This is a genomic window from Neobacillus ginsengisoli (assembly GCF_030813055.1).
The window spans coordinates 39079-64309 of record NZ_JAUSTW010000005.1; the positions used below are offsets into that span (position 1 = coordinate 39079).

27 protein-coding genes and 1 pseudogene are annotated in these 25231 nt (G+C 38.2%); 23 read left to right on the forward strand and 5 right to left on the reverse strand.

Annotated features, from left to right (window positions below; all coding sequences use genetic code 11):
• The first annotated feature begins 76 nt into the window (after positions 1-76).
• The 9 genes from J2S10_RS15510 to lacD all read left to right on the forward strand — a co-directional run bounded on the left by J2S10_RS15510 (position 77) and on the right by lacD (position 10133).
• On the forward strand, positions 77-1351 hold the full coding sequence (locus J2S10_RS15510; RefSeq protein WP_307409361.1) for a Gfo/Idh/MocA family protein: 1275 nt from the start codon (positions 77-79) through the stop codon (positions 1349-1351).
• A 229-nt stretch (positions 1352-1580) separates the two neighbouring features.
• A complete protein-coding gene (locus J2S10_RS15515; protein ID WP_307409363.1) occupies positions 1581-2831 on the forward strand; it encodes an ABC transporter substrate-binding protein in 1251 nt (416 codons plus the stop codon).
• Positions 2832-2893: 62 nt separating this feature from the next.
• Positions 2894-3841 (forward strand): carbohydrate ABC transporter permease, encoded by a 948-nt coding sequence (locus J2S10_RS15520; RefSeq protein ID WP_307409365.1) that lies wholly within the window; start codon positions 2894-2896, stop codon positions 3839-3841.
• A gap of 89 nt (positions 3842-3930) precedes the next feature.
• On the forward strand, positions 3931-4689 hold the full coding sequence (locus J2S10_RS15525) for a carbohydrate ABC transporter permease (RefSeq protein ID WP_307410029.1): 759 nt from the start codon (positions 3931-3933) through the stop codon (positions 4687-4689).
• Between the two features lie 193 nt (positions 4690-4882).
• Positions 4883-5785, forward strand: coding sequence for an ROK family protein (locus J2S10_RS15530; protein ID WP_307409367.1), 903 nt, complete (start codon positions 4883-4885; stop codon positions 5783-5785).
• A 20-nt stretch (positions 5786-5805) separates the two neighbouring features.
• Entirely contained in the window at positions 5806-6972 is a 1167-nt protein-coding gene (locus tag J2S10_RS15535) for an SIS domain-containing protein (protein ID WP_307409369.1), read from the forward strand.
• Positions 6973-7017: 45 nt separating this feature from the next.
• A complete protein-coding gene (gene nagA / locus J2S10_RS15540) occupies positions 7018-8187 on the forward strand; it encodes an N-acetylglucosamine-6-phosphate deacetylase (RefSeq protein ID WP_307409371.1) in 1170 nt (389 codons plus the stop codon).
• Positions 8188-8192: 5 nt separating this feature from the next.
• Positions 8193-9128, forward strand: a complete 936-nt coding sequence (gene lacC, locus J2S10_RS15545; protein WP_307410031.1) for a tagatose-6-phosphate kinase — start codon at positions 8193-8195, stop codon at positions 9126-9128.
• A gap of 15 nt (positions 9129-9143) precedes the next feature.
• Positions 9144-10133 (forward strand): tagatose-bisphosphate aldolase, encoded by a 990-nt coding sequence (gene lacD / locus J2S10_RS15550; RefSeq protein WP_307409373.1) that lies wholly within the window; start codon positions 9144-9146, stop codon positions 10131-10133.
• Between the two features lie 390 nt (positions 10134-10523).
• On the opposite strand, the gene J2S10_RS15555 is transcribed toward lacD, so the two are convergent.
• Positions 10524-10694 carry a hypothetical protein gene (locus J2S10_RS15555; RefSeq protein WP_307409375.1) on the reverse strand — a complete coding sequence of 57 codons (171 nt, stop codon included), beginning with the start codon at positions 10692-10694 and terminating at the stop codon, positions 10524-10526.
• Positions 10695-10966: 272 nt separating this feature from the next.
• Between J2S10_RS15555 and J2S10_RS15560 the strand changes: the two genes are divergently transcribed.
• Complete coding sequence (locus J2S10_RS15560) at positions 10967-11458, forward strand: DinB family protein (protein WP_307409377.1); 492 nt, start codon at positions 10967-10969, stop codon at positions 11456-11458.
• Positions 11459-11720: 262 nt separating this feature from the next.
• On the opposite strand, the gene J2S10_RS15565 is transcribed toward J2S10_RS15560, so the two are convergent.
• The 3 genes from J2S10_RS15565 to J2S10_RS15575 are packed head-to-tail and all read right to left on the reverse strand — an operon-like array spanning position 11721 to position 15619.
• Positions 11721-12809 (reverse strand): GerAB/ArcD/ProY family transporter, encoded by a 1089-nt coding sequence (locus J2S10_RS15565; RefSeq protein ID WP_307410033.1) that lies wholly within the window; start codon positions 12807-12809, stop codon positions 11721-11723.
• 27 nt (positions 12810-12836) lie between these two features.
• Positions 12837-14027, reverse strand: a complete 1191-nt coding sequence (locus J2S10_RS15570) for a Ger(x)C family spore germination protein (protein WP_307409379.1) — start codon at positions 14025-14027, stop codon at positions 12837-12839.
• A complete protein-coding gene (locus J2S10_RS15575; protein ID WP_307409382.1) occupies positions 14024-15619 on the reverse strand; it encodes a spore germination protein in 1596 nt (531 codons plus the stop codon). The genes J2S10_RS15570 and J2S10_RS15575 overlap by 4 nt, the downstream gene beginning before the upstream one ends.
• Positions 15620-16241: 622 nt before the next feature.
• Here J2S10_RS15575 and J2S10_RS15580 point away from each other — a divergent pair.
• The 4 genes and pseudogenes from J2S10_RS15580 to J2S10_RS15595 all read left to right on the forward strand — a co-directional run.
• A pseudogene (locus tag J2S10_RS15580) lies at positions 16242-16334 on the forward strand (CsoR family transcriptional regulator); the annotation flags it as partial.
• A gap of 16 nt (positions 16335-16350) precedes the next feature.
• Positions 16351-16557 (forward strand): copper chaperone CopZ, encoded by a 207-nt coding sequence (gene copZ, locus J2S10_RS15585; RefSeq protein WP_307409384.1) that lies wholly within the window; start codon positions 16351-16353, stop codon positions 16555-16557.
• 83 nt (positions 16558-16640) lie between these two features.
• The gene (locus J2S10_RS15590; RefSeq protein WP_370876221.1) at positions 16641-17006 is read left to right on the forward strand and encodes a cation transporter; all 366 of its coding nucleotides are present in this window, start codon (positions 16641-16643) and stop codon (positions 17004-17006) included.
• Positions 17007-17016: 10 nt separating this feature from the next.
• Complete coding sequence (locus J2S10_RS15595) at positions 17017-17652, forward strand: HAD-IC family P-type ATPase (protein WP_370876222.1); 636 nt, start codon at positions 17017-17019, stop codon at positions 17650-17652.
• A 243-nt stretch (positions 17653-17895) separates the two neighbouring features.
• Here the strand turns inward: J2S10_RS15595 and J2S10_RS15600 are convergent, their stop codons facing one another.
• Complete coding sequence (locus tag J2S10_RS15600) at positions 17896-18786, reverse strand: LysR family transcriptional regulator (protein ID WP_307409386.1); 891 nt, start codon at positions 18784-18786, stop codon at positions 17896-17898.
• Positions 18787-18953: 167 nt separating this feature from the next.
• Between J2S10_RS15600 and J2S10_RS15605 the strand changes: the two genes are divergently transcribed.
• The 9 genes from J2S10_RS15605 to J2S10_RS15645 all read left to right on the forward strand — a co-directional run bounded on the left by J2S10_RS15605 (position 18954) and on the right by J2S10_RS15645 (position 25017).
• Positions 18954-19988 (forward strand): YeiH family protein, encoded by a 1035-nt coding sequence (locus J2S10_RS15605; RefSeq protein ID WP_307409388.1) that lies wholly within the window; start codon positions 18954-18956, stop codon positions 19986-19988.
• Between the two features lie 542 nt (positions 19989-20530).
• On the forward strand, positions 20531-21541 hold the full coding sequence (locus tag J2S10_RS15610; RefSeq protein ID WP_307409390.1) for a rod shape-determining protein: 1011 nt from the start codon (positions 20531-20533) through the stop codon (positions 21539-21541).
• 499 nt (positions 21542-22040) lie between these two features.
• Complete coding sequence (locus J2S10_RS15615; protein WP_307409392.1) at positions 22041-22838, forward strand: type II toxin-antitoxin system SpoIISA family toxin; 798 nt, start codon at positions 22041-22043, stop codon at positions 22836-22838.
• Positions 22839-22869: 31 nt separating this feature from the next.
• A complete protein-coding gene (locus tag J2S10_RS15620) occupies positions 22870-23037 on the forward strand; it encodes a hypothetical protein (protein ID WP_307409394.1) in 168 nt (55 codons plus the stop codon).
• A gap of 110 nt (positions 23038-23147) precedes the next feature.
• Positions 23148-23285, forward strand: a complete 138-nt coding sequence (locus J2S10_RS15625) for a hypothetical protein (protein WP_307409397.1) — start codon at positions 23148-23150, stop codon at positions 23283-23285.
• A gap of 70 nt (positions 23286-23355) precedes the next feature.
• A complete protein-coding gene (locus tag J2S10_RS15630; protein WP_307409398.1) occupies positions 23356-23520 on the forward strand; it encodes a hypothetical protein in 165 nt (54 codons plus the stop codon).
• A gap of 200 nt (positions 23521-23720) precedes the next feature.
• Positions 23721-24068 (forward strand): FMN-binding protein, encoded by a 348-nt coding sequence (locus J2S10_RS15635; protein WP_307409400.1) that lies wholly within the window; start codon positions 23721-23723, stop codon positions 24066-24068.
• A 122-nt stretch (positions 24069-24190) separates the two neighbouring features.
• A complete protein-coding gene (locus tag J2S10_RS15640; RefSeq protein ID WP_307409402.1) occupies positions 24191-24622 on the forward strand; it encodes an RnfABCDGE type electron transport complex subunit D in 432 nt (143 codons plus the stop codon).
• Complete coding sequence (locus J2S10_RS15645) at positions 24622-25017, forward strand: RnfABCDGE type electron transport complex subunit D (protein ID WP_307409404.1); 396 nt, start codon at positions 24622-24624, stop codon at positions 25015-25017. Before J2S10_RS15640 ends, J2S10_RS15645 begins: the two co-directional genes overlap by 1 nt.
• Positions 25018-25231 lie beyond the last annotated feature (214 nt).

The window sequence follows — 25231 nt, forward strand, 5'->3', positions numbered from 1 at the left end:
CGTTTGGATAAATTGAGGAAAATTTTCCGCGGATAATAATATTACATAAATTAAACAAACAAGAGGAGAGATTTAGATGAAAACAATGACAGCAATCTTAATTGGAGCAGGTGATAGAGGGGCAAGAGCTTACGCGCCATATGCACTTGCATATCCAAATGAATTAAAGATTGTCGGAGTGGCAGAGCCGGGATTGGAAAGGAGAAAGAAAATACAATCTAAACACGATATACCTTTCGAAAATTGTTTTGAATCATGGGAAGAAGTATTGAATTTCAACCGAAGAATTGCTGACATTGCGATTATTTGTACACTTGACCGGTATCACTTTAAACCAACGATGAGAGCTTTGGAGTTAGGCTACCATGTTTTGTTGGAAAAACCAATGTCTCCAGACCCGCTTGAATGTATTGCGATGGAACAGGCAGCAAAAAAATATAATCGACAGCTAACCATCGGGCATGTTCTACGGTATACCGAATTTTGGTCAACGATTAAAAAGATAATTACCAAGGGGGAAATTGGTGAAGTTGTATCATTGCAATTAAATGAAAATGTAGAAGTGATGCATATGTCTCACAGCTTTGTTCGAGGAAATTGGAATAATAAAGAAAAATCGAGTCCAATGATCTTGCAGAAATCTTGTCATGATATGGATATTATTTCTTTTGTTATAGGCAAAGAGTGTAAAAATCTTAGTTCCTACGGTTCACTCATGCATTTTAAAGAGGAAAATGCCCCGGTTGGAGCGCCGCAAAGATGTTTAGATGGATGTCCCGCCGAATTAGAATGTCCATTTCATGCAGGTAGATACTATCTTGGTGAAGGAAGAGGTTGGGCTAAGAAATTTACAGAAGACTATACGAATGAAGGAATTATTAAAGCATTACAAGATACACCATATGGAAAATGTGTTTACCAATCAGATAATAATGTTGTCGATCATCAGGTGGTCAACATGGAATTCGAAGATGGAGCAACTGCAACATTTAGCATGTGCGGCTTCACGAGAGAGCAAACGCGAATTGTTCAAATCATGGGAACAAAAGGAGAAATCAGAGGAAACATGGAGGATAATAGTATTTCAATCTTTGATTTTCTCACTAAGCATGAAACCGTCATTAAATTTGACAGCCCTGTAGGCGGACACGGCGGCGGTGATAACGGTATCATGAGAACATTTCTCCGCGAAATTCAATTTGGAAATACAACAGATAGTGTTTCTTCCACTTCTGCTTCCGTAAGAAGCCATCTCATGGCATTTGCTGCTGAGAATTCAAGGTTAAACAAGGGTAAATCCATTAATATCGATGAATATTATCAAAGATTGCTAGAAAATATTAAGGTATAAAGATAGATTGTTATCACTCCGATTTACGGGGTGTATCAATAATAAAGTTGTAGATTAAAAGCTATCCCTTTTGGGAAAACGTTATCCATAAAGGTGGTGAACGTTATCTAAAATATTTGGAATATTAATGAAAAAGAAGTACGAATTATTCATCTAAGAAAAGCCCTTAAGTCTTAAAAAGCGATTTTGTTTGAAATCTATTAAATTTTGAATGAGAGAAGGGAATATGATGAAAAAATGGCTAGTAATGATTTTAGCAGTTTTTCTAGGATTGCTAGGGCTGGCTGGCTGTAGTAATAGCGATACGGCTTCCGGTGACGTGAAAGATGGAAAGGTTGAAATTACCTATGGAATTTGGGATAAGAAACAACTGCCTGCCATTGATGAGATTATCAAATTATTTAACGAAAAATATCCAAATATCAAAGTAAAAACGGAGCTTACTCCTTATGGCCAATACTTCCAAAAGCTTGAAACTGCTGCAACTGGGGGTGCTTTGCCCGATGTCCTTTGGATGAACGGTGCTCACGTCGTTCAATATGCTGAGGGAAAAGTAATCCTTCCATTAAGTGATAGGGCGAAAAAAGATAACTATAGTTTAGATAATTATCCGAAGTCATTAATTGACCTTTATACAGTCGATGGAAAAGTTTATGGAATTCCAAAAGATTACGATACAACTGGCTTATGGTACAACAAAAAAATCTTTGATGATGCAGGTGTGCCGTATCCGGATGAAACTTGGGACTGGAATAAGTTAAAAGAAGTGGCAAAGAAACTAACAAACAAAGACAAAAGTATTTGGGGCTATGCTGCTTTAATGGGTAATCAAGGCGGATATTATGATTTAATTTGGCAAAATGGCGGATATATCGTTCCCAAAGATGGAAAATCAGTTGGTTTCGATCAACCTGAAGCAATCGAGGCACTGAAATACAATATTAGCTTTATAAAAGAAGGATTGTCACCAACACAAGCACAAATGACAGAAACGGCAGCTTCTGAATTATTCTCTTCAGGAAAAGTCGCGATGATGTTCGATGGTCCTTGGATGGTTCCTGAATATAAGAAAAACCCTGATTTAAATGTTGCTGTCGTACCAAAGGGTAAGAAGCGTGCAGTAGCGATTCATGGGTTATCCAATGTAATCGCTGCCAATACCAAACATAAGGATGCGGCATGGGAGTTCGTTAAGTTCTTAGGCTCTAAAGAAGCTGCCGATGTGTATGCGAAAACTGGGACAGTTATTCCAGCCTATAACGGTACACAGGAAGCATGGGTAAAATCTGTTCCAAATCTGAACCTTCAAGCCTTTATTGATGGTGCTAAATACTCTGTTCCGCTTCCAAGTGTCAAAAACACAGGGGAAATTTGGCAATATGAAACAGATATCCTGAAAAAGGCCTGGAGCCAAGAAGAAAGTGTAGAGGACGCAGTAAAAGAGCTAACCAAAAAAGCAAATGAGTCGCTATCTAAGTAGTTGAAAAAATGAAGAGAGGAATGTATTTCTTCTCTTCAATTTCCATAAAGGGAGGGAATGCTGTGAAAGAAATTCCTCTTCAGACTGAAGTGAAAGCATCTAAAAAATTGAAGGTTACCAGCTTAACAAAAACAAGGAAAAGATCTGATTATCTCTGGGCGTATTTAATGATTGCTCCTACGATGTTGGGTTTATTTATTTTTTACTTGTGGCCTATTATCCAGACCTTTTACTATAGTTTCACTGAATGGGGAGCATTTGGGCAATATGAGTGGACTGGGTTAACGAATTATAAACGGATGTTTGACGATGCAGGCCTCTTACAATCTTTTAAAAACACAGGTATTTATATTATCTTTACCGTGCCAATAGGAATTTTCCTATCAATTATTATAGCGGTTCTCCTAAATCAAAAAATTAAAGGGAAATCTGTTTACCGAACCCTGTATTTTTTACCCGTGATTACCATGCCGGCTGCAATCGCGATGGTATGGAAATGGCTATTTAATGCGGATTACGGATTGCTCAATTATCTTTTATCTTTGATTGGAATTAAGGGTCCACAGTGGGTAAGTGATCCGAAAATAGCCCTATATTCTATTATTGTTGTCGCAATCTGGAGTGGTATTGGATATAACATGGTCATTTTTCTATCTGGGCTGCAAGGGATTCCTAAAATGTATTATGAAGCTGCAGAAATTGATGGAGCGGGCCCGATAAAGGTGTTCTTTAAAATTACACTGCCATTACTCTCTCCTGTTATTTTCTTTGTGTCCATTATGTCTCTTATCGGAGCGTTTCAAGTGTTTGACTTAATCTTTATGATGATTGGAAAGAGCAGTACGGCGTTAGAAAGTACGCAGTCAATCGTTTATTTATTTTATCAGCATGCTTTTGTATTAAATGATAAGGGTTATGCAGCAGCTATTGCAGTACTATTGTTAATTGTTATTTTGATTATTACTGCGATTCAAATGGTGTTACAGAAAAAGTGGGTTCATTATGACTAAAGGGAGTGTAACCATTGGAGAAAACAAGAAGGCTTGTAACAAGTAAATCATTTCTTATCCATTTCATCCTAATTATAGGGTCGGTGGCAATGGTTTTGCCCTTTATATGGATGATTCTCACCTCGTTAAAAACTTACGCTGAGTCCATTCATGTCCCCCCCGCATTGTTTCCAAAGGAATTTCAATGGGGGAACTATAAAGAGGTATTTGGACTGCTACCATTCTTCAAATTTATGTTTAATACCATCATTATTACGGTACTACGGACCGTTGGCCAACTGTTTTTGTGTTCACTGGCAGCCTATGCCTTTGCACGGATTGAATTTCCCGGTAGGAACTTTTTGTTCTTATTGGCGTTGACCGTATTAATGGTACCGGGTCAAGTGTTTTTACTGCCTCAATACATGATTATGGTGAAATTAGGCTGGCTAAATTCGTTGCAAGCCGTGATCGTACCCGGTTTGTTTAGTGCATTCGGTACATTCCTTTTAAGGCAATTCTTTATGGGACTTCCAAAGGAATTAGAGGAAGCCGCACGACTTGACGGCTGTAACCATTTCAAAATTTATTGGAAGATTATGCTTCCGCTTTCCAAACCAGGTTTAATTGCATTGGGGATCTTTACAACTCTTTGGAGCTGGAATGAATTAATGTGGCCGATGATTGTTAATAGTTCGACGGAATCTATGACTCTATCAGTGGGATTATCTTCACTCCAAGGCCAATATTTAACCAACTACCCGATTCTTATGGCGGGTTCCTTTTTAGCAATAGTACCGATGCTAATCCTATTTATCTTCCTGCAAAAGCAATTTATTGAGGGGATTGCTGTAACTGGTGGGAAATAAAAACCATAACATACGGTCATAAAAAGCCGTATGTTATGGGTGTATTCAGAGGTATTAGTCTATGAGTATTACATTCAGCTAACTCTAATAAACTTGTACCAACAACCCAACATTACATAGCTTCACTTATTTATAAAAAATTAAAACATGTACGGAAAAACTCGATCAATTCAACATGCAGGGGTGCAGGAACATGAAAAAGGCAATTGGCATTGATATTGGCGGGACGAAAATTGCGGCAGCCATCATTTCAGAAACAGGAGAATTGTTGAATCGGAAGGAGATAAAAAGTGATCCATCGGACAGAGAAAAGATGTTTGCCAGAGTAGTAAAAGCTGTCGAGCAAGTTCTTAAGGGTTCCTCTTATAAGGTTGAGGACATGGATGGTATTGGTGTCGGTGTACCGGGCAGGGTGGATCGTGAACAAGGGATTGCGGTTTTTCAAAATAACTTACCATGGGCTCAGTTTCCCCTTATTGACCGTTTACGGGAGCAATTTGGGCCCCAGCGGATTACGATCGACAATGATGTATACATGGCGGCTTTCGCTGAGTGGAACGCAGCCAAGGCAAAGAACGACGAGACATTTGTCTATGTGACGATTAGCACGGGTATTTCCTGTTCCATTATTCATAATGGTTCACTTTTTCGGGGAGCTGGATTTTCCGGGGAGCTCGGCTTGCTTCCAGTCTTTTCAAAGGCAGCCAAGAAATTAGAGCGACTGGAACAAGCATCTGCAGGACCTGCGATTGAAAAATTAGCACAAAAGGAATTCCAGATGGTGAGTCTGTCAACAAGGGATGTTTTTAAGCGTTATAAAGAAGGAGCCATAGAGTATAAACCTATCATCAATGATGTGACAGACAATTGGGCACAAGGACTCTATTCAATCTCCTGCTTACTGGACCCGCATAAAGTGGTTTTCGGTGGAAGTGTCATCGCTAACAACCCCTTTTTGCTTGAAATTATAAAAGAAAAACTGAAAATGTACCAAATCCCTGAGCAACAGCATCTTCTAAGCAATATGTCGATTAGTAATATGAAGGAAAATAACGGCGTCGTTGGTGCCGGATTACGGGTATTTGACGGGAACTAAATTATAGAGGAGTGTCATATATGTTTACATTAAGTCATGAAAAATTAATGCCCTTAGGGGCCGCGATTACAACAGCCGAAATCAAACAACAGCCTGAATTATGGGGCGAGACATTTGCATTGTATACTGCAAAAATTCATGAGATTAATGAATTTTTACAAAATATTACAGAAAAGCACAATCGTATCCGGGTTATTTTTACAGGGGCCGGAACCTCCGCTTATGTTGGTGACACTGTAACCCCATATTTAAAGGGAAAAGTGGATGAGAAACAGTGGGACTTGATGAGTGTTCCAACAACGACAATCTTATCAAATCCGTATCAATTCTTAAAAGCAGATATCCCAACGTTATTGATTTCATTTGCAAGAAGCGGAAATAGCCCTGAAAGTGTTGCAACTGTCGTGTTAGCGGAACAAGTAGTAAGGAATCTTTATCAAATCACCATTACCTGCTCAGAAGATGGAAAATTGGCAAAACGGGCAAAAGGAGATCAAAATAACCTCTTATTATTAATGCCTGAAAAGTCAAATGATCAAGGGTTTGCCATGACGGGAAGCTACACCAGTATGGCACTAACTACACTGCTCATTTTCGATTCGTTATCAATTGAAGAAAAATTAAACATTGTAGAAACAGTTCGCCGCATGGGTCAAAGTGTTATTAAAAGAGAAGCTGATATTGAAAAAATGATTTCTTCCGACTTTGAAAGAATTATCTATCTTGGATCAGGGAGTTTTGAGGGCCTCGCAAGAGAGGCACAATTAAAAGTATTAGAATTAACTGCCGGTAAGATTGCTACATCCTTTGATTCATCACTCGGATTTCGACATGGTCCAAAATCATTTGTGAATGAAAATGCAGTCGTGTTTTTGTTTGTTTCCAACCAACCTTACACACGCCAGTACGACCTTGATATGTTAAATGAATTGAGACAGGATCGAATCGCAAGCTTCATATGTGCAATTGAAGTAGATAGTGATATGAATTATGCCGGCGATACCTTCTTATTCGAAAGTGAAGCAAGCACCGTTCCTGATGCTTATTTGTCACTTCCGTATGTCATGTTTGCACAAACGATTGCCTTGCTATCATCAATCAAGGTTGGAAATACGCCGGATACTCCTTCACCAAGTGGAACAGTTAATCGTGTCGTTAAAGGTGTAACAATCCACGAATATAAATAAATGAAAGGGAAAGGGGGGATCTCCTTCCTTAACAGAGGTGCAGGTATGGAACAATTTGTGTTTGCAGACATGTTTTTTCTTGAGGATGGGGTGGCAGGCCCAGGTTACTTGGAAATTAAAGACGGGAAATTTGGCTCTTTTTACGTCACTTTGCCCTCCGAATCGGCGGATGTCATCAATCACGCAGGGAAATGGATTGCTCCAGGTTTAGTCGACACGCACATTCATGGCTTTAAAAATCATGACATTATGGATATCGACTTTGAGGGATTAAAGGCGATTTCTGAAGGACTGCTATCGTGTGGTGTGACGTCGTTTTTGCCTACCACACTAACTTCTTCGCCAGAGATATTGAATGAAGTAGTGGCAATGATTGGAGAAAACTATACAAAGGTCCAGGGAGCCAAAATTAAAGGTATTTTTTTAGAAGGGCCATTTTTTACGGAGAAACACAAAGGGGCTCAAAACATAAAGTATTTTTGTGATCCCTCTATCGAAATGCTAGAGATGTGGCAAACGTTTTCCAACCAATTTATTAAAAAAATTGCACTAGCTCCGGAAAGGAAAGGATCAGCAGAATTTATTGAACATGCCGTCAACAATCAAATAACGGTGGCGTTGGCCCATAGTGATGCAACATACGCTGAGGCAAAATATGCGGTTGAGAAGGGTGCCTCAATTTTTGTCCATACGTTCAACGGTATGAGCGGGCTTCATCATCGTGAGCCGGGAATGGTTGGTGCTGCGATTAACCTGCCTGATGTGTTTGCAGAAATTATCTGTGACGGACATCATGTTGATCCTGCTGCTGCTAACATTTTAATGAATGCTCGTGGCAGGAAGGAGACGATCCTAATAACCGATTGCATGATGGCTGGAGGTATGCCGGATGGACACTATCAACTGGGTGAATTTCTAGTTGATGTAAAAAACGGAGCCGCTCGATTGGAGAGCGGAAGCTTAGCGGGCAGTATTTTGCAATTAAAAGAGGCTGTAAAAAATACGGTTAATTGGGGAATTGCGACCCCAGAAGAAGCTCTCTATATGGCAAGTACTGCATCTGCGAAGAGCGTTGGTCTCGATGGGGAATGCGGTATGATTGCGATTGGTTATGATGCTGATTTTATTGTATTGACGCCCGAGCTCAATTTAACTGCAACGTATCTTGATGGTATTTGCCGGTATCAAGCAAAAGATTCTGTTTGGAAAGAGTGAGTATGATGATTTTAACTGTCACGATGAATCCATCTGTTGATATTTCCTATTCAGTTCAAGATTTCAAATTAAATGATGTGAATCGAGTGGAGAAGGCTCGTAAAACCGCTGGCGGAAAAGGATTAAATGTAGCCCGGGTCATTAAGCTACTGGGCGAAGATGTTCTGGCAACAGGTGTGCTTGGAGGTACTATTGGCGATTATATTACTCAGGAATTAATGAAAAATGAGATTAAAAATGACTTTTTTAGAATAGATCAAGAATCAAGAAACTGTATCGCAATTCTTCATGATGGCAAGCAAACGGAAATTTTAGAATCCGGGCCCACCATATTGGTGGAAGAAGGGAAAGTTTTTTTAGAAAAATTTCGGGAACAGCTTGCTGAAGCTTCCCTAGTTACTATCTCGGGAAGTTTACCAAAAGGGCTTGAGTCTGGATTTTATCGTCAGATGGTCGAAATTGGATGGGAAAACGGAATTCCTGTGATTGTCGATACATCTGGAGAATCATTGCGCCAGGTTCTATTACATGAAGTAAAACCGTTTGCGATTAAGCCAAATATTGATGAGTTGTCTCATCTTCTTAACATGGAAGTGGATGAAAGTATGAATGGCTTGAAGCAATTGTTAAACAATGAGTTATTTCATGGAATTGAATTGATTGTTATTTCGATGGGCGGAGTCGGTGCTTTTGTCAAGCATGAAGAAGATTATTATCGTGTCACTATTCCTGGCATCGATGTCGTAAATCCTGTGGGCTCAGGTGACGCAACCGTTGCTGGAATAGCGGTTGCCCTGAAAAGAAAGCAAACCGTTCAGGACATTTTGAAAACAGCTATGACAACGGGAATGCTTAATACGATGGAAGCAGAAACAGGTTATATTAATCTTGCAAAATTCGATTCACTTTTTGATTTGGTAAAGGTTACGAAAGTAGATTAATAGAGGTGATTATTGATGTTAAAATTAACAAGAAATAAATTGGCGGCTCTTAAACGGTTATCGGATGAGAATGGAATTATCGGCGCTTTGGCGATTGATCAACGCGGTTCATTAAAGAAAATGATTATGGCAGGAAGTTCAAGGTCTGTAGGTGATGAGGGGATTATCCGCTTTAAAGAATTGGTTTCAGAAGAGCTGACACCATACGCAACATCAATTCTATTAGATCCGGAATATGGTTTGCCTGCATCTAAAGTCCGTGATGCGGATGCAGGATTGTTAGTGGCATATGAAAAAACCGGCTATGATGCTACGGCGGTGGGCCGTTTGCCTGATTTATTGACAGACTGGTCTGTTAGACGTCTGAAGGAAGCTGGAGCTGATGCGATTAAATTTTTACTATACTATGATGTCGATGAAGATAAAAAAATTAATGACTTTAAGCATGTTTATATGGAAAGAGTCGGGGCAGAGTGTGCAGCAGAAGACATTCCATTTTTCTTAGAAATTGTTACTTACAATGCTAAGATTGAGAATGTGAAAAGCTTGGAATATGCAAAAATAAAGCCTCATAAGGTCATCGAAGCAATGAGGGAATTCTCCAAACCGCAGTACAAAGTAGATGTTCTAAAGGTAGAAGTTCCAGTAAATATGAATTTTGTGGAGGGTTACACACAAGGTGAGACCGCCTTTAGCCAGGAAGAAGCCGCAGCGTATTTTAAAGAACAAAGTGAAGCAACTGATTTGCCATTTATCTTCTTAAGTGCTGGTGTAACTGCGGAATTGTTCCAACAAACCTTAACATTTGCGAAGAAATCAGGATCCAACTTTAACGGTGTGCTCTGCGGCCGGGCAACATGGAAGAATGGTGTTGCTCCATTTGCGGAAAATGGTGAACAGGCAGGGCGTGCTTGGTTACAAGATACCGGCAAAAAAAATATCCAAGAACTCAACATTGTCTTAAAGGAGACAGCAAGCTCATGGTTTGACAAGGTAACTGGGTGAGCGTAGGGGGAATATGTTTTGCTTTTGTATTTCGGGAATTAAAATTTTAGTAAAATTAGTGAAAGTAAAAGTTAAAAAAGCAGTCAGGAATAACTAAGCCGTTTTATTGTGTCAGAAGCATTAAGCCCTAATTATAATAGCCGATATATTAATTTTCCAACACTTTAATTACAGCTTGGCTACTTCCATGCTACCAATCTGTTTTTAAAGGTATAGTTTTTAACCCCCTTTTTATATAGATAAAGGCAATCCTGATTTAAGAGGCTGACCCATCAAATTAGGGGCAGCCTCTTTACCTATTGGGAACAAGGAATATTAAAGGATAGGAAAAAGACTAAACAAAGGCAGGATTCGAAACAAACATGAAACTTCTACACTAAAATGGTCTAGTCAATCTTTGTTAAAAAGAGTTTCGATGACCTTGTTTGTCCGTGTCTGTTCCTTTTTGGCAAACACAAGATTGAGGACCATTACAACAATGATGTTTACAATTAATCCTAAGAAGCCTTCATAGAATTCAAAGGAATACCTGGTTGAGTAAATAAAGATGATCGTTGCCAATCCTGCTAGAAATCCTATTAATGCTGCTTCTTTAGAAAAATTTCTCCAATAGAGGCTAAAGACAATAGCCGGGAAAATATCTTTTTAGATCGGTAGGAACTTTTGGGAAGACAGCCGAAATTGAAACAATACTCGTACAAATTAACTGACTGGCAAAATAGTTTAATAACAGTTACCGGAGTGGTCATCAAAAAAAGCAATCCATAAGAAGTAAAATTATCTGAAAAATGCTAAAATTATAATGAACGATTAAACACAGGAAGGTGAATAGGATGGAAAGCTATATCTTCAACCATTTAAGATTTGCTCGGGACAATACGATTGATCAAGTGGCAGAAGTGAATGATCGGACATCGCATATCATACCAGAAGGATTCAACAACAATATTAAATGGAATCTTGGACATATTTATGTGGTGCAAGAATTCTTTGCCTTTCGTTCCAATGAAGAAAAAATGAAGATGCCAGATCATTTTATGAAATTATTCAGTCGAGGTACGAAACCAGGAGATTGGGGAGAACAGGTACCGTCTATTCCTGAATTAATTCAGTTACTCGAAAATCAATTCAACAGGATTGAAAAAGTATTGGAACCTCGACTAAAAGAAACGGTAGAGCATCCGTTTACAACGTCTACAGGCAGTCTTACATTATCCACAGTAGAAGAATTTCTTAGCTTTTGTTTATATCATGAAGGAATGCACGTTGAGGCCATTAAATCAATCAAACGAATTATTCAAAAATCGGGCGCGTTTATGAAGTAACAAAAAAGCCTAATTTCTCAATTTTAATGCTGAGGAAATGGGTTTTTTTATATTGGAATTTCCTTAACGTTGTAAATTCGCGTTTTGCTGGTGGTATCCCCTGAAGAAATAAGAGATGGTCGATTACGCACTTTACTATACGAGGAAGATAACATAACAGAATAAAACGGATAAGGAATCCTATCTCTTTTTAAATGATAGGATTCCTAATGTCCGCTAATGCTTATTGCGTGATTTGGTTCCATTGCAACACAGACCCCGTTTATGCATATTTTCTTCGAATCCATCCAACAACCAACAATAGTAAGGGAATCCCAATCATGTTGACGGGAAATACAAATGGAAGCATATAAAACTTGTCAAAATACTGGGCAAATATCTGGATATTTTTAATCGATACAGCCATAACAAACGAAATAGGAGCAAGAAGCCAAACTACTTTTCGCCAATCCTTCAGGTGGAACCATTGTGCCGTTCCATAACAAGCAAGAAACATATATAACGCCAGCTTAATAAAGATACTAAAAAACCATATAATCACAATCAGAATATCCACATTTTGAATGAATTCCATGACGGAAATAACCCGGCTCATATTATAAAACGGAAACAAAAGCCTTGAAGGCAAGACTGGGCCGAATGTGAAAATCACCGCCAATGTTCCGATCGTTACCATGGAAACGGCCAGTCCTATTCCCCACATCGCCCGCGATGACGCTTGGTCCGGTTTATCCATAAAGAATACGAACATTGTCATCATAACAGGCTCTCCAAAAAAGGAGGCCATGGGGGGATAGGAACCTTTAAGGATTGGAAGCCATCCAGAATCTTGATAAATGGGAAGCATATAATGCCAATTCATATTGCCAAGATTCAAAATGATTAAGATAGTAATCATCAAAAGAATCATTGGACCAACGATTTCACTTAACCGTCCAATGCCTTCGATCCCACCTTGGTACATGATAAAAATAAGCAGTAACATAGCGGTAAAGACAATAACCCACAAAGGTGTCTTATGAAACAACGCGGTAATCATGAAATCTCCAAATTCACGGGTGATTATCCCAATCGCCGGGTACCATAGAAGTAAATAGAGAATCATCATCAGCTTTCCAAGCCATTTACCGAGAATGGTTTGACTAAATTCAATCATGGTTTGGTTCGGATAAAGTGAACCGAGTGTGGTTGCCAAAAAAGTAATGGCAACGCCAACAAGCCCTGCAATCACCATTGAGATCCATGCATCTTGTTTTGCAGTACGAATCGTAGATGATAGGGTCAGAAGAAGTGAATTTCCCACTTCAAATGTGAACATCATCCAAAAGATTTGCGAGCCAGAGATTTTCATTGAATTTCTCACAATACATATATCTCCTTATTTTTTTATTTCATTTTTCTTTATCTGCAACGGTGGTCCGGTCAGACCTACTCGCCGAATGATCAGATTTGAATGGACTGAGACCTCTACCTTTTTAAACTGATTGTCCCAATTTTTCTTTAATACCTTCCATTGAGATGGATATTTTTGATGAATTGCTTCACCGAAGCCAAAGATATCGGTTCTGTATTGTTTTTGAACCTTTTCAATGGTTTGATAAGCTTGTTTTTCAACCCTTTTTTCCAATAGATGTTCTAAAAGAGCAAGATTTTCCGATTGAGTAAGATCCAAATTCGTATTGTTTTCTCGAATGATTCCCTCACCAGAAAGAACAATGTTACACTTGATGGCGTTCCCTTGAATAATTGGGATGATTTTGCTGTCAATTTTCGTCATATATAAACTGGCATTTCTATTTCCTTGTGGGACAGTTACCGTAACAGTCTGTTTTCTTAAATGATTGATTATCCAAAGATAGCTTTTTCCTTCCTCTATATTTAAGAACCCAACCACTTTAAGGTCTTTGTTAAAAATCGCCATATTTACAATTTGAAATCCTTTAATACTCTTTTGATCTTTTTCATTAGAACTGTGACTGAGCGCAATAACGGGCAAGGTTGGGGTGATTCCATCACTTGTTGTGGCTATTAGAAAATTTAATAATGATGTATCTCCCATTCCACCCATTTGCATATGTTCTTTTAGAGCCCCGAGTGCAGGGATATCTTCTAAAGGGTAGGATGCTTTCAGAAACTGTTTCGCAGTACTCCCCTTCACTATGAGGGCATCTGCTCGTAACCGAATATCAGGATCACGGCTATAGGTATCTAATACAGGAGCGAGACCGTGTCTAGCCAATTGTTCTCCAATCACAATCACACGCCGGTGCCCCCGAAAGACTTCTCTTGACAATTTTGACTGCATCATTTGTACTGCTTCAAGTGTGTCCCTTCCAGTTCCCGATTCTATAAAAACCGTTTTTCCTGCTTCACTTCTTCCACTCTGTCCCATTCCCATTTTTGAAGGGATGATAAATTGAGCGCTGATTTCCACCTTGTTATTCTTCACTTGATCAAGTCCCCAGCCCAACTCTATAGCTAGATCGTTTAACTCCCTGCGATCCCAGCAGCCCGTCAAGAAAAATAAAGAAAAGACCAGTATAAGACAAAGCGCCTTGTGTTGGCTCATTCTGTCTGGTCTCCTTGTTTCGGGCCGGGTTGTTGACCATCTGGAATGCGCATTTTCTCTTCTCCCGATATCAGCAAAGGACGGTATGTCATGTTCCACCGATGTGTTCGGATCAATGCGTCCTTCAATTCTCGAGGAATCTGAGGAGCTACTGGGCTTAAATAAGGAACACCAAAAGAGCGAATGTTCGTGAGATGGATCATAATCGCAAGGGCTCCAAAAGCAACCCCATACAACCCCAGAATTCCCGACAATAACAGCAGCGGGAAGCGAAGCATCCGATAAGCTGTTCCCAAGTTGTAGCGTGGAAAAGCAAACGACGCAATACCGGTTGTAGCCACAACAATGACCAGAGGTGCCGAGATAATGCCTGCTTGCACCGCAGCTTGTCCGATTACAAGTGCTCCCACGATACTGACCGCTGATCCAACGGGTTTTGGCAACCGAACGCCCGCTTCCCGCAAACCCTCAAACAAAAATTCCATCATCAGCGCTTCTACGACAGCCGGGAAAGGAATACCTTCCCGCGCCGCTGCAATACTGATAAGCAAGTTTGTCGGGATCAATTGCGGATGATAGGTTGTCACCGCAACGTAGAGAGAAGGGAGGAATAATGAAATATTGACTAATACAAAACGTATGCATCGAATAAAGGTTGTATAGATAGATCGTTCATAATAATCCTCCGCTGCTTGCAGTCCTGACCAGAATGTCATGGGAACGATCAGAACAAATGGTGTGTTATCCACGAATATGGCGACTTTTCCCTCCAATAGACTGGCACACACAACATCCGGCCGTTCGGTATTCTGAATTTGAGGAAAGGGAGAAAAAGGAAGATCCTCGATAAACTCTTCAATGAAAGCTGAATCCAACACCCCATCAATTTGAATTCGCTGAACCCTTTGGCGAACTTCCTCCAAAACCGTATTTGGAGCAATCCCTTCGATGTAGGCAATCACCACATCTGTCTGTGATAAATCCCCAATCGAATAGGGTTCCATTTTTAGCCTTGGACTCCGAATTCTTCGGCGAACAAGGCTCGTATTGACCCTGAGTGTTTCCGTAAACCCGTCCCGAGGGCCACGAACAGAAATTTCAGCAGCAGGCTCTTCAATACTACGTTTTTCAAACCCTTTTAAATCAGCAACCAGGGCTTGATTCTCCCCATCTGTCAGAACGGCGATATTAGCTTTCAATACTCCTTCTATAACCTCACGAACCTTAGAAATCGTCTTTACTTGGGAAAAAGCGATAAGCCGATCTTGGATGATTTCCCCTATTGAGCCCGCACTCTCTAATCCATTAGGCATACCTTCGAACATCATTGGTTTCAAAAGAACCTGTTCCACTATTTTTGTATCCACTAATCCATCTATATAAATCAGAAGCATTTTGGTTTGCCTATTTACGAGAATGGGACGAAAGACAATATCGGAACAATTGTCAAAAACTTGTTTCAACACCTCTTCATTCACGGATATATTCTGTCCGAGTTCCCCATCTTGAACATTTGGGGGCAATACGCTGGTACTCTCTAGTTCCTGAATAGCTTTTTTTAAAGGCTTTATCTTACGAAGTTTTTTCATCATACTACCCCCAATATATGATTAATGTATAATTCCCACAGTATAAAGAGGAGATTATACCTTGATAAAGGTATCCCCAAAAAATCCAACTTAAAGAAAAACACAATATTCCATCGTTAAAGTGTCTCACTCCTTTTTGAAAATTATTCAATTATTTCCAAATAATTCAGTTACAAGTAACAAGAAAATAATATCTACAGATTTTCCTTTATCAACTCGACTAGTGGGGTAGTGCCATCAAAGCTGTCATCACCCGAAATAATGCATATCAAGTTAATGTCAAATGTTTATCGCTACTTTTGTAAAGTAGTCTTTTTTATGGAACTACCGTAACAAAAACGAACGTCTTGCTTGTACATCAATCTAATAATGATCCTAAACAAGAACTAGAGTTTTTTAACTGATTAAAATACAAGCTCATTGATGGTCATATTTTAGGTTCATGTGTTAGTCCTAGCCACATACTTGATGAAGTATCTGATTTTGGAAAAATTGTTTCCTGCGAAGCTTCTGAAAATAAACAAATTGCAAGCGTATTTATTAATCATGAGTCTGGAATCCAAATGGCTATTGATCATTTAAGAGATCAGGGACACCAAGCTATTGGCCTGTGTATAGGAAATTTTTAAAAACATGTGTATTGGATCGTATTCATGAGGGAGATACCGAAGTTTTAGATGAAGTACTTATAACAATAGAGAGATTAATGAAAAAATAAATGGGAGTGATTATAAATGGAAAAAATAACCATAAAGGCTAATGGCATGTCTTGTGGACATTGTGTGAATGCTGTAGAAGGTAGTGTGAGTAAATTAGCAGGTGTCGACTCTGTAAAGGTTCATTTGGACACGGGAAATGTAGATGTTGAATTTAATCCTTCTGAAGTATCCTTAAGTAAAATCAAAGAAACGATCGATGACCAAGGCTATGATGTTGAATAGAATTTAAAAATATAACGTGCTTTTATAGCACGTTATATTTAACAAAATTATATACCCCCACCAGTATAGGAGAGGTGTTTAATATGAGTAAGGAAATAAAAGAAACAAATTTTCAAATTACAGGAATGTCTTGTGCAGCCTGTGCAATAAGAATTGAAAAGGGACTAAACAAACTTGAAGGTGTTAACGAAGCGACCGTCAATTTGGCATTAGTAAGGGCAACCGTAGAATATAATCCGTCGTTAATTAGTGCCCAAGAAATTATTAAGCGTGTTGAAACATTAGGGTATGGAGCTATTTCTAAAGAGGAAAAGGATGAAAAAGTAGATCACCGCCTGGAACAAATAAAGAAACAGCAAGGAAAATTTATTTTTTCAGCAATTCTATCCTTTCCGTTATTGTGGGCAATGGTAAGCCATTTTTCATTTACGTCTTCTGATGAAGAGTGAAAATATTGACTTGGCAAAAACTAATTCAACAATGGATATTCTTGAATCTGACGGTAAAACGGCGATGCTTGTAAGTATTGAAGGAGCATATATCGGAATTATAGCCGTTTCGGATGCGATAAAAGACACATCAAAAGAAGCTGTAGGTTGTCTAAGAGATTTAAATATAAATGTCATCATGATTACAGGAGATAATTCAAGGACAGCACAATCCATTGCTAAACAGGTTGGAATTGACCATGTAATTGCAGAGGTCCTCCCAGATGGAAAAGCAGAAGAAGTCAAAAAACTTCAAAAAGAAGGAAGAAAAGTGGCAATGGTCGGTGATGGGATTAATGATGCTCCAGCTCTGGCTGTTACCGATATAGGAATGGCTTTAGGAACAGGAACAGACGTGGCGATGGAGGCAGCAGATATTACGTTAATACAGGGGGATTTAAAAGCAATCGCAGATGCCATTTTTATGAGTAAGAAAACAGTTCGTAATATTAAGCAAAATCTATTTTGGGCTTTAGCTTACAATAGCATTGGTATCCCAATTGCGACTATTGGTCTATTGGCACCTTGGTTAGCTGGTGCTGTTATGGCTTTTAGTTCAGTCTCAGTCGTATTAAATGCTTTACGTCTCCAAAGGGTAAAACTATAAGAAGCAAAGTAAGAAGAAGAGACCAACTGAAACTTCCCTCTTTAATATGAAGAGTTTTTACTGTTCCATTTACTATTAACACAACAAAAAAACAAAACGGTAAAGTGAATATTAACATTCTGCCATGTAAGATTACTGTTTATAAAAGTAATGGGTTAACCAAAGCAGTCCGAACTTAAACATAAGTAAGGACTGCTTTTTTTATGTGAATTTTGAAAATAAAAACATTATAAAGTGATTGGTTTAGTTATTCATGCGAAATTCCTCGATTTTCTGAAGAAACATTTTTATGGCTTTGGATTCATCAGAGTTTTTACTTTTAACAAACGAAAAAGGTCTTTTAATTTTTTTGTTTTTTAAAGTGAGAGCACGTATCTCATTTGTCTCTATTTCTCTATCTATTGTCCATCGAGATAACAATGCAATTCCTAACCCTGCTTTGACAGCTTCCTTTACTCCTTGATTACTGCTAAAAACAAAGGAGCGTTTTATTATTAAGCCCAATTCGGAAATGAATTTATCCATATAGGTTCGTGTTCCAGAACCCACTTCTCTGGAAATCCAGATTTGATTTTGCAACATGTCTTTTTCAATCAGTCTCATTTGAGATAATGTATGGTTTGAAGGTACAACGACAATCATTTCATCTTCCATAAAAGACTGTATATGAATATCATGACAATTGGTTTCACCCTCGATTAATCCAATATCAAGTTGATTTGATCGAACTCCTTCGATAACTTCTTCGGTGTTAGAGATAATGATTTGAACATCTACTAGTGGAAATTGACCAGCGTATTCAGCTAATACTTTTGGAAGTATATATTCACCAATGGTAAAGCTGGCTCCCACTCTTAATTTTCCTGTTACAACATGACGCAAATCATTAATTTCATGTTTTGCTTCTTCAAAATGTAATAAGATCTGTTTAGCATGCTTATATAGTATTTCCCCAGCTTCAGTAATTCGTACCTGTTTAGGTGAACGATGAACGAGCTTGGTCCCCAAGTCATTTTCTAAATTTCGTATATGCAAGCTCACGTTTGGTTGAGATATATTCAATATTTCTGCAGCACGAGTAAAGTTTTTTTGTTCAATAACTGTTACGAAAACCTTCATTGTATCCACAATCATTGTTATGATTTCCTCCGATCTTTTCAAAACACTGTTAGTTTAATTTTATCATTAGTTTTAATAATCATTAAGATAGTTAATATATATTTAACTTATTATTAAAACTGACATATAGTTGATTTATTAAAACTTTCTCCTTCTTAGAGAATAGATTCGGAGTGATAAAATTGGAACAAACACTTATGATAGAAAAACAGAATAAGCTGTTTTTTATACTAGGTATTGGCTTAAGTCTTTTCATTGCCATCCTAGCCAAATATTTAGGACAATTCCCGTTTTTAAATATTATGGGTCAATTAGTTATTGCTATACTGATTGGCATTGCATGGAGAGCCATAGTGGGTGTGCCTAAAATTTTAATCGCTGGAACGAATTTTTCAAGTAAAAAACTGCTCCGTGTAGGTATTATTCTACTAGGCATGAGGCTGAATTTAGTTGATATACTTCATGCAGGTCCTAAAGTATTTGCTATTGCGGTGATTAATATTGTATTCACTTTATTCGTCGTTTACGGATTAACTCGGTTGTTTAAAGTGGAAAAAAGGCTGGGAATATTAACAGCATGCGGCACTGCCATTTGTGGTGCAGCAGCTGTTGTTGCAATAGCCCCACAAATTAAAGCGAATGATGATGAAACAGCCATCGGAGCAGCAACAGTAGCGATTTTGGGTACGATTTTTACACTAGCATATACAATGCTTTATCCTTTTTTAGGATTATCCGAACATGGATATGGAATCTTCTCAGGTGCAACTTTACATGAGATTGCACATGTCATTGCAGCAGCTGCACCTGGTGGGAAAGATGCTGTTGACATTGCGGTTATTGTAAAATTAACAAGAGTTGCCTTGCTGGTTCCAGTAGCTGTTTTGATTGGGATATGGACAAATCGAGCTAATCGTTCTCAAAGTGGAAAAAAGAAAGAGACATCATGGAGATCCATTCCGATTCCTTGGTTCATTCTTGGTTTCTTAGCCATGAGTGCCCTCAATTCAACAGGGATATCATCAGTAACATTTGCAAATCATGTGGTTCTTATTGCTTATATGTTAATCGCTATGGCTATGGCAGGATTAGGGCTTAATGTGGATGTTATGTCATTTAAAAGGCTTGGACTCAAATCATTTGGAGCAGGTTTTATAGGTTCCATATTGTTATCCATTTTGGGATACCTATTAGTTTATGCCTTTCATCTAGTATAGAAAATGAATAGTTTGGGACCATCTATTTGATGACACAACTGATATTGGTCTAACGATGCAAGAGTGTAAAGTAATTTGAACAGCAGGCGTAACCACTATATAAAGACCGATACCAAAAATCGGTCTTTTCTTTGTCATTATCGAAAATAGGTGCAAGCAAACACAAACATTGTAAAGGTTTTAAAGGGAATTATTAAAAATTAATAAATTAAAAAGAGAAATTTAATATAATTTTTAGCTGAAATTTAAAACAATCTATTACAATAGCGTTTAGTTCTTTTAACAATCCTACCAATAATTGATGCGGGTGATAGAATTTTAATACCATAGAATGACTTATTACAAAAATTCTGTATATCACTGTCTATTAAAAAGAGGATTACCAAATTTGTTCATATGGAAAGTTATTGTATTGAATATGTAGGTAAGTGGAGAGATACAATGAGCCAATTAAAATCAAAATTTAAGTGGCATGATGAGGCTGTTAACACAAAAAAGATTAAAAAAATAACAACAGAAATTAAACAACATGGAGGAACATCATGTCTAGGGATCTTGGAATTGACTTAGGAACGGCAAATTTACTAGTATTTGTCAAAGGAAAAGGAATCGTAATAAATGAACCATCCGTTGTGGCAGTAAATACAAAAACGGGTGATATAGTGGCTGTAGGCGACGAAGCGAGAAAAATGGTCGGTAGAACTCCAGGTAATATTACGATAATCCGTCCATTAAAGGACGGTGTTATTGCAGACTTCCAATCCACTTCGGCGATGTTGAATTATTTTATCTCAAAAACCAAAAAATATGCATCTGGACTCATTCCAACGAAACCGCGTGTAGTCATATGTACTCCTAGTGGTGTGACCCAAGTAGAAAAACGGGCTATTCATGACTCCGCACTTAAATCCGGCGCCAAAGAAGTGTATGTAGTGGAAGAGCCACTTGCCGCAGCCATCGGTGCAAATCTACCTGTTTCAGAAGCAGTAGGTAGCATGGTCGTCGATATCGGAGGCGGAACCACAGAAGTGGCCGTTCTATCTCTTGGAGGAATTGTCACCAGCCGTTCTTTACGGATTGGAGGAGACGCTCAAGACCAAGCCATTATGGGGTACATCCGAAAAAAACACAATTTATTAATTGGAGAACGAAGTGCCGAAAACTTAAAGTTTGAATTAGGGAGCGCTTGGGAACCGGAAATAGGACGGTGTTTAGATGTCCGAGGAAGAGATATGTTGACAGGTCTTCCTACAACAGTGGAAATCACTTCTGAAGAAATTTATGATTCGTTACAGGAACCAGTTCAACGGATTGTGGAAGTAGTGAAACTAACCTTGGAAAAATGTCCTCCTGAATTATCGGGAGATATCATGGCGCATGGAATTGTGTTAACCGGCGGAGGATCTCTTCTAAAGAATATGACCAAACTGATTGAAAAAGAAACCAACATTCCAGTTTTGATTGCCGAGAATCCATTAAATTGCGTAGCAAATGGAACGGGGAAAACATTAGACAACATCAATATTCTTCGACTTCAGAAAAAGTCGAAATAAAAAAGTGGGATATCCAATCACATGCAATTGGATATCTTTTATTTTTCACGGAGTTGGTCGAGAGATAAGATGATGGCAAATGAAAATTGCATGAATAAGAATGAGATATTTGAACTTCACCTAAATTTAATACCCAAAAATAAAAAGGATCCGACAAGATGCCGAATCCTAAAAAGGGGGGAAATTAAAATGGAAAAGTAGTTTGTCCTAGCTACATAAATTATATTAATCCTTAATTGTTACTTACGTATTATCAAAGGATTACCATTTTATTAAATAAAACACTTAACAAAAAAGAAACGAGCCAAAATCTCGTTTCTTTTTTGTTTTGAGATCATTACGGGATTTGCCGAATTTTGCGTTACCCTATTTTGGTCTTTTCCCAAAAATGATAGAATGAGAAAATATGAGTCTAGTTAAAATATAAGTTATTTTACAAGAAAGGAAGCGAATTCCTTAAACAGGAGCGGAATGGTAGGAGAGAAGAGGAGGAAGGATTATGGGCTTAAAACTATTTTCTGCCATCATGTTTTTATTTGCACTTGGAACGTTTGCATACTTTTGGCTCAATTCGACGAGATACCATACGAATCTACGATGGTTACGGAAAGCTTTATATACGCTATTTGTCTGTGCGATCTGCCTTGGTTTTATTTTTGACCGGCTCCGTATTTCTGACTGGAAGGAATTGGTCAGTATCATGGCAATGGTGGTCTTTGTGGATCTTGCCCTTCTTCTTACACCTAATATTTTAAAAATGGGGAGTGCGGAGTTTGAATATACGAATTCTGTTGAAGAAACCATTAAAGAAAACGAAAAGATCCAAAAGGGCATGGTGAAACGTATTGAACGAATGTCGGATATTATTCAGGATGCAGGTTTTTTCTTTACGGGAATCCAGTATGACTTAACCACTGAACAAGAAGAAACTCATTTGGATTCATTTATTGAACAATATTCTGGAACTTTTGGCTTTGTCGTTCAACTTTGGAAGGTGACATCCAATCCCACGGATGAGGAAGAAACCAAACAGCAAATCCGAACGATTTTAGAGCAGATTGATGACATGTATGTGTTGGATTTGGAAGAGAACCTGGATAGTCATAGTGAATCACTCTTTCAAACCGAAGTCGTCACCTTGTTAGATAAAGATTGTATCATTGCTCCAGTATTTATGAGTTCCCATTCCTTTATCGTTTTTTTACGAAAAGAGAAGGGATTTTTGCTGGAAGTGGATGCGGTTCATGTGCTAAATTTGGTTTATCTTTATTATGTTTACCGAAATATGGTACAATAAAGTTAAGAACATAGCATAGGAGGGTTTTCCAATGAGCAACCAACTTTATGTGGAAGCGAAGCGTGCGGAACGGGTAGGGAAAATCCAAATCCCTACGGCAATTCGGAAAACAAGACTGACTAAAAAATCAACCAGCCGTATGACCAAACATGTACAGGATCTAAACGAAAAAGTGTTAAAAATGATGAACAACAGATAAACTCTGAGCAAGGTACAGTTGATGTATCTTGCTTTTTTTTGTTGGCAAGAATATTCTCCCTTTTTTCTGTATAAGGTAGTAACACTAAGAGTTGGAAAAGAGGGAGAAACATGAAAGAAGAGAAAAAAGAGACAAAAGAAATACCGACTGCCAGAAAAAAGACACGCCTAGTAGGGGAAACTCAAATGGATAAAAAGAATAAAAAAGCCCTTGAACTCATTCGTGCATACAAAGGGATGTTTGGCTGATATCGCTCTCATTTGTTGAGAGCCTTTTTTATGTATTAAAACAAAGGTACGCTTAAAAGAGTATGCCAAATTGATTGTCAATATTAATATCAATACAGGTACCATTATTAATGAAAAAGGTGTTTTTCTTCTTGAACTAACAACAGTTCAAGAAGGGGTAAGCAACCATTATGTAGAATTATTTTTATTTTTTAAGGGAATTTTAAAGGTGCTTAAATATAATGGACGGTGTTGATATTAATCACTAAGATAAACCAAAAGAGATTGGAAGGATTTTCAAATGGCGAAAATGGATAAAAATGGGTAATTCTTTGTTCAACAGCTGTGGCTGCAGTTTATGCCACCGGGTTTTTTTCTACGGAAGCCCAGGCAATCAAAATGGACGGGGCGCCACAACCTCAAATTAGCTTGCAAACAAAAGTGTAACCATCAAGCATGAGTCCAGCCAAAACGAACGAAGTAAATGGAAATAAAACCAACGTTGCTTCAGCAGCAATAAGTAACCAGCCAAAACAAATGTATAAAGATGGAACTTTTACAGGCACGGGAATGAATCGGCGCGGGGAAATTGAAGTAGCCGTAACATTAAAGAAGGATAAAATAACAGATGTCCAAATTAGTAATTGGGGCATGCATTATTCTGAGAGTGATGTAGTTGGGCTGCCAGGTGAAGTCTTACAAAGGCAAAATGCAAATGTAGATAATGTTTCAGGGGCAACTTACAGTACACAAGCGTTTGCAGATGCTGTCCAGGACGCTCTCAATCAGGCCCAAAATTCCTAAGGAGGAAAGATGAGAAAAACAAAATTATATATGGATACAGTTAAATTAATTGAAGATGTGGAGATAAGTGGGTCTTTTTATCACACCTGAGTTATAAATTGTTCATGTTGGAGGAAATAGTAATGACAATAGAGAAATGGCTTAAAACACCTAAAGGATATGTGGCGATTGCCATGTTGGCATATCTTCTTATTGCTTCAATTGGGTACAAAAATTTATTGGGAATAAAAAATGCAATCGTTGCTGTTTTTGTAGCTTTCATCGTTGACATTGTTTTTAATGTTCTCAAAAAAAGAAAATGGACAATGCCGGACGGTGCTGTTATTACAGGGTTAATCATTGCCCTTATTCTAAGCTCAGCCACCTCTACAGGCATAATTGCAGCAACTGCTGTCCTTGCGATTTTATCAAAGCATCTGCTTGTTTATAAAAAAAACCAATCTTTAATCCAGCGGCATTTGGTTTACTTTTATCCGTCCTGTTCTTTAAAACGGGGCAAAGCTGGTGGGGGGCCTTTGGAGACCTTTCAGTATGGACAATTATCTTTCTTTTAGTGGGCGGGTACATTGTCGCGATCCGAATCCATAAATTTCCTCAGGTTTTTGCATTTTTAGGGACTTCTTTTGTACTATTGGCTCTAATGGGGCTTTTCAATATTGGCGATGCGGTTGATGCACTTAGACCGCCATTTATAAATGCTACTCTCTTCTTTGGATTTTTTATGCTTACCGATCCGCCGACATCACCGGCTAAAGACAACGATCAAGTGGTATTTGGTATCTTGACAGCAGCGGCAGGAACGATCATCTATGCACTATTTGGGGGATTAATCTATTTGTTTATCGGTTTATGTCTTGGCAATCTTTATTCATATCTAAAAAAACGCTCACCTTCAAATGTAGTTGTGAATCGTTCAAGTATGACAAGAACCACCCGGTTTGGTTCGTAATAGCTGGATCAAAAATAAATGACCCTGCCATTTTGCAGGGTTTAATTTTATTCTATGAATAATTATTCTTAAAGGGAATATTAAAGGTATCTTCTTTGGAGTTGGGAGGATAAAAAATTGATTACTAACGAAAATACCCAATCCATTTTGCTTTAGGCGGAATCAATGAAATTGGTAAAGGCATGTATGTAGTCCAATATTCAGGATGATATCT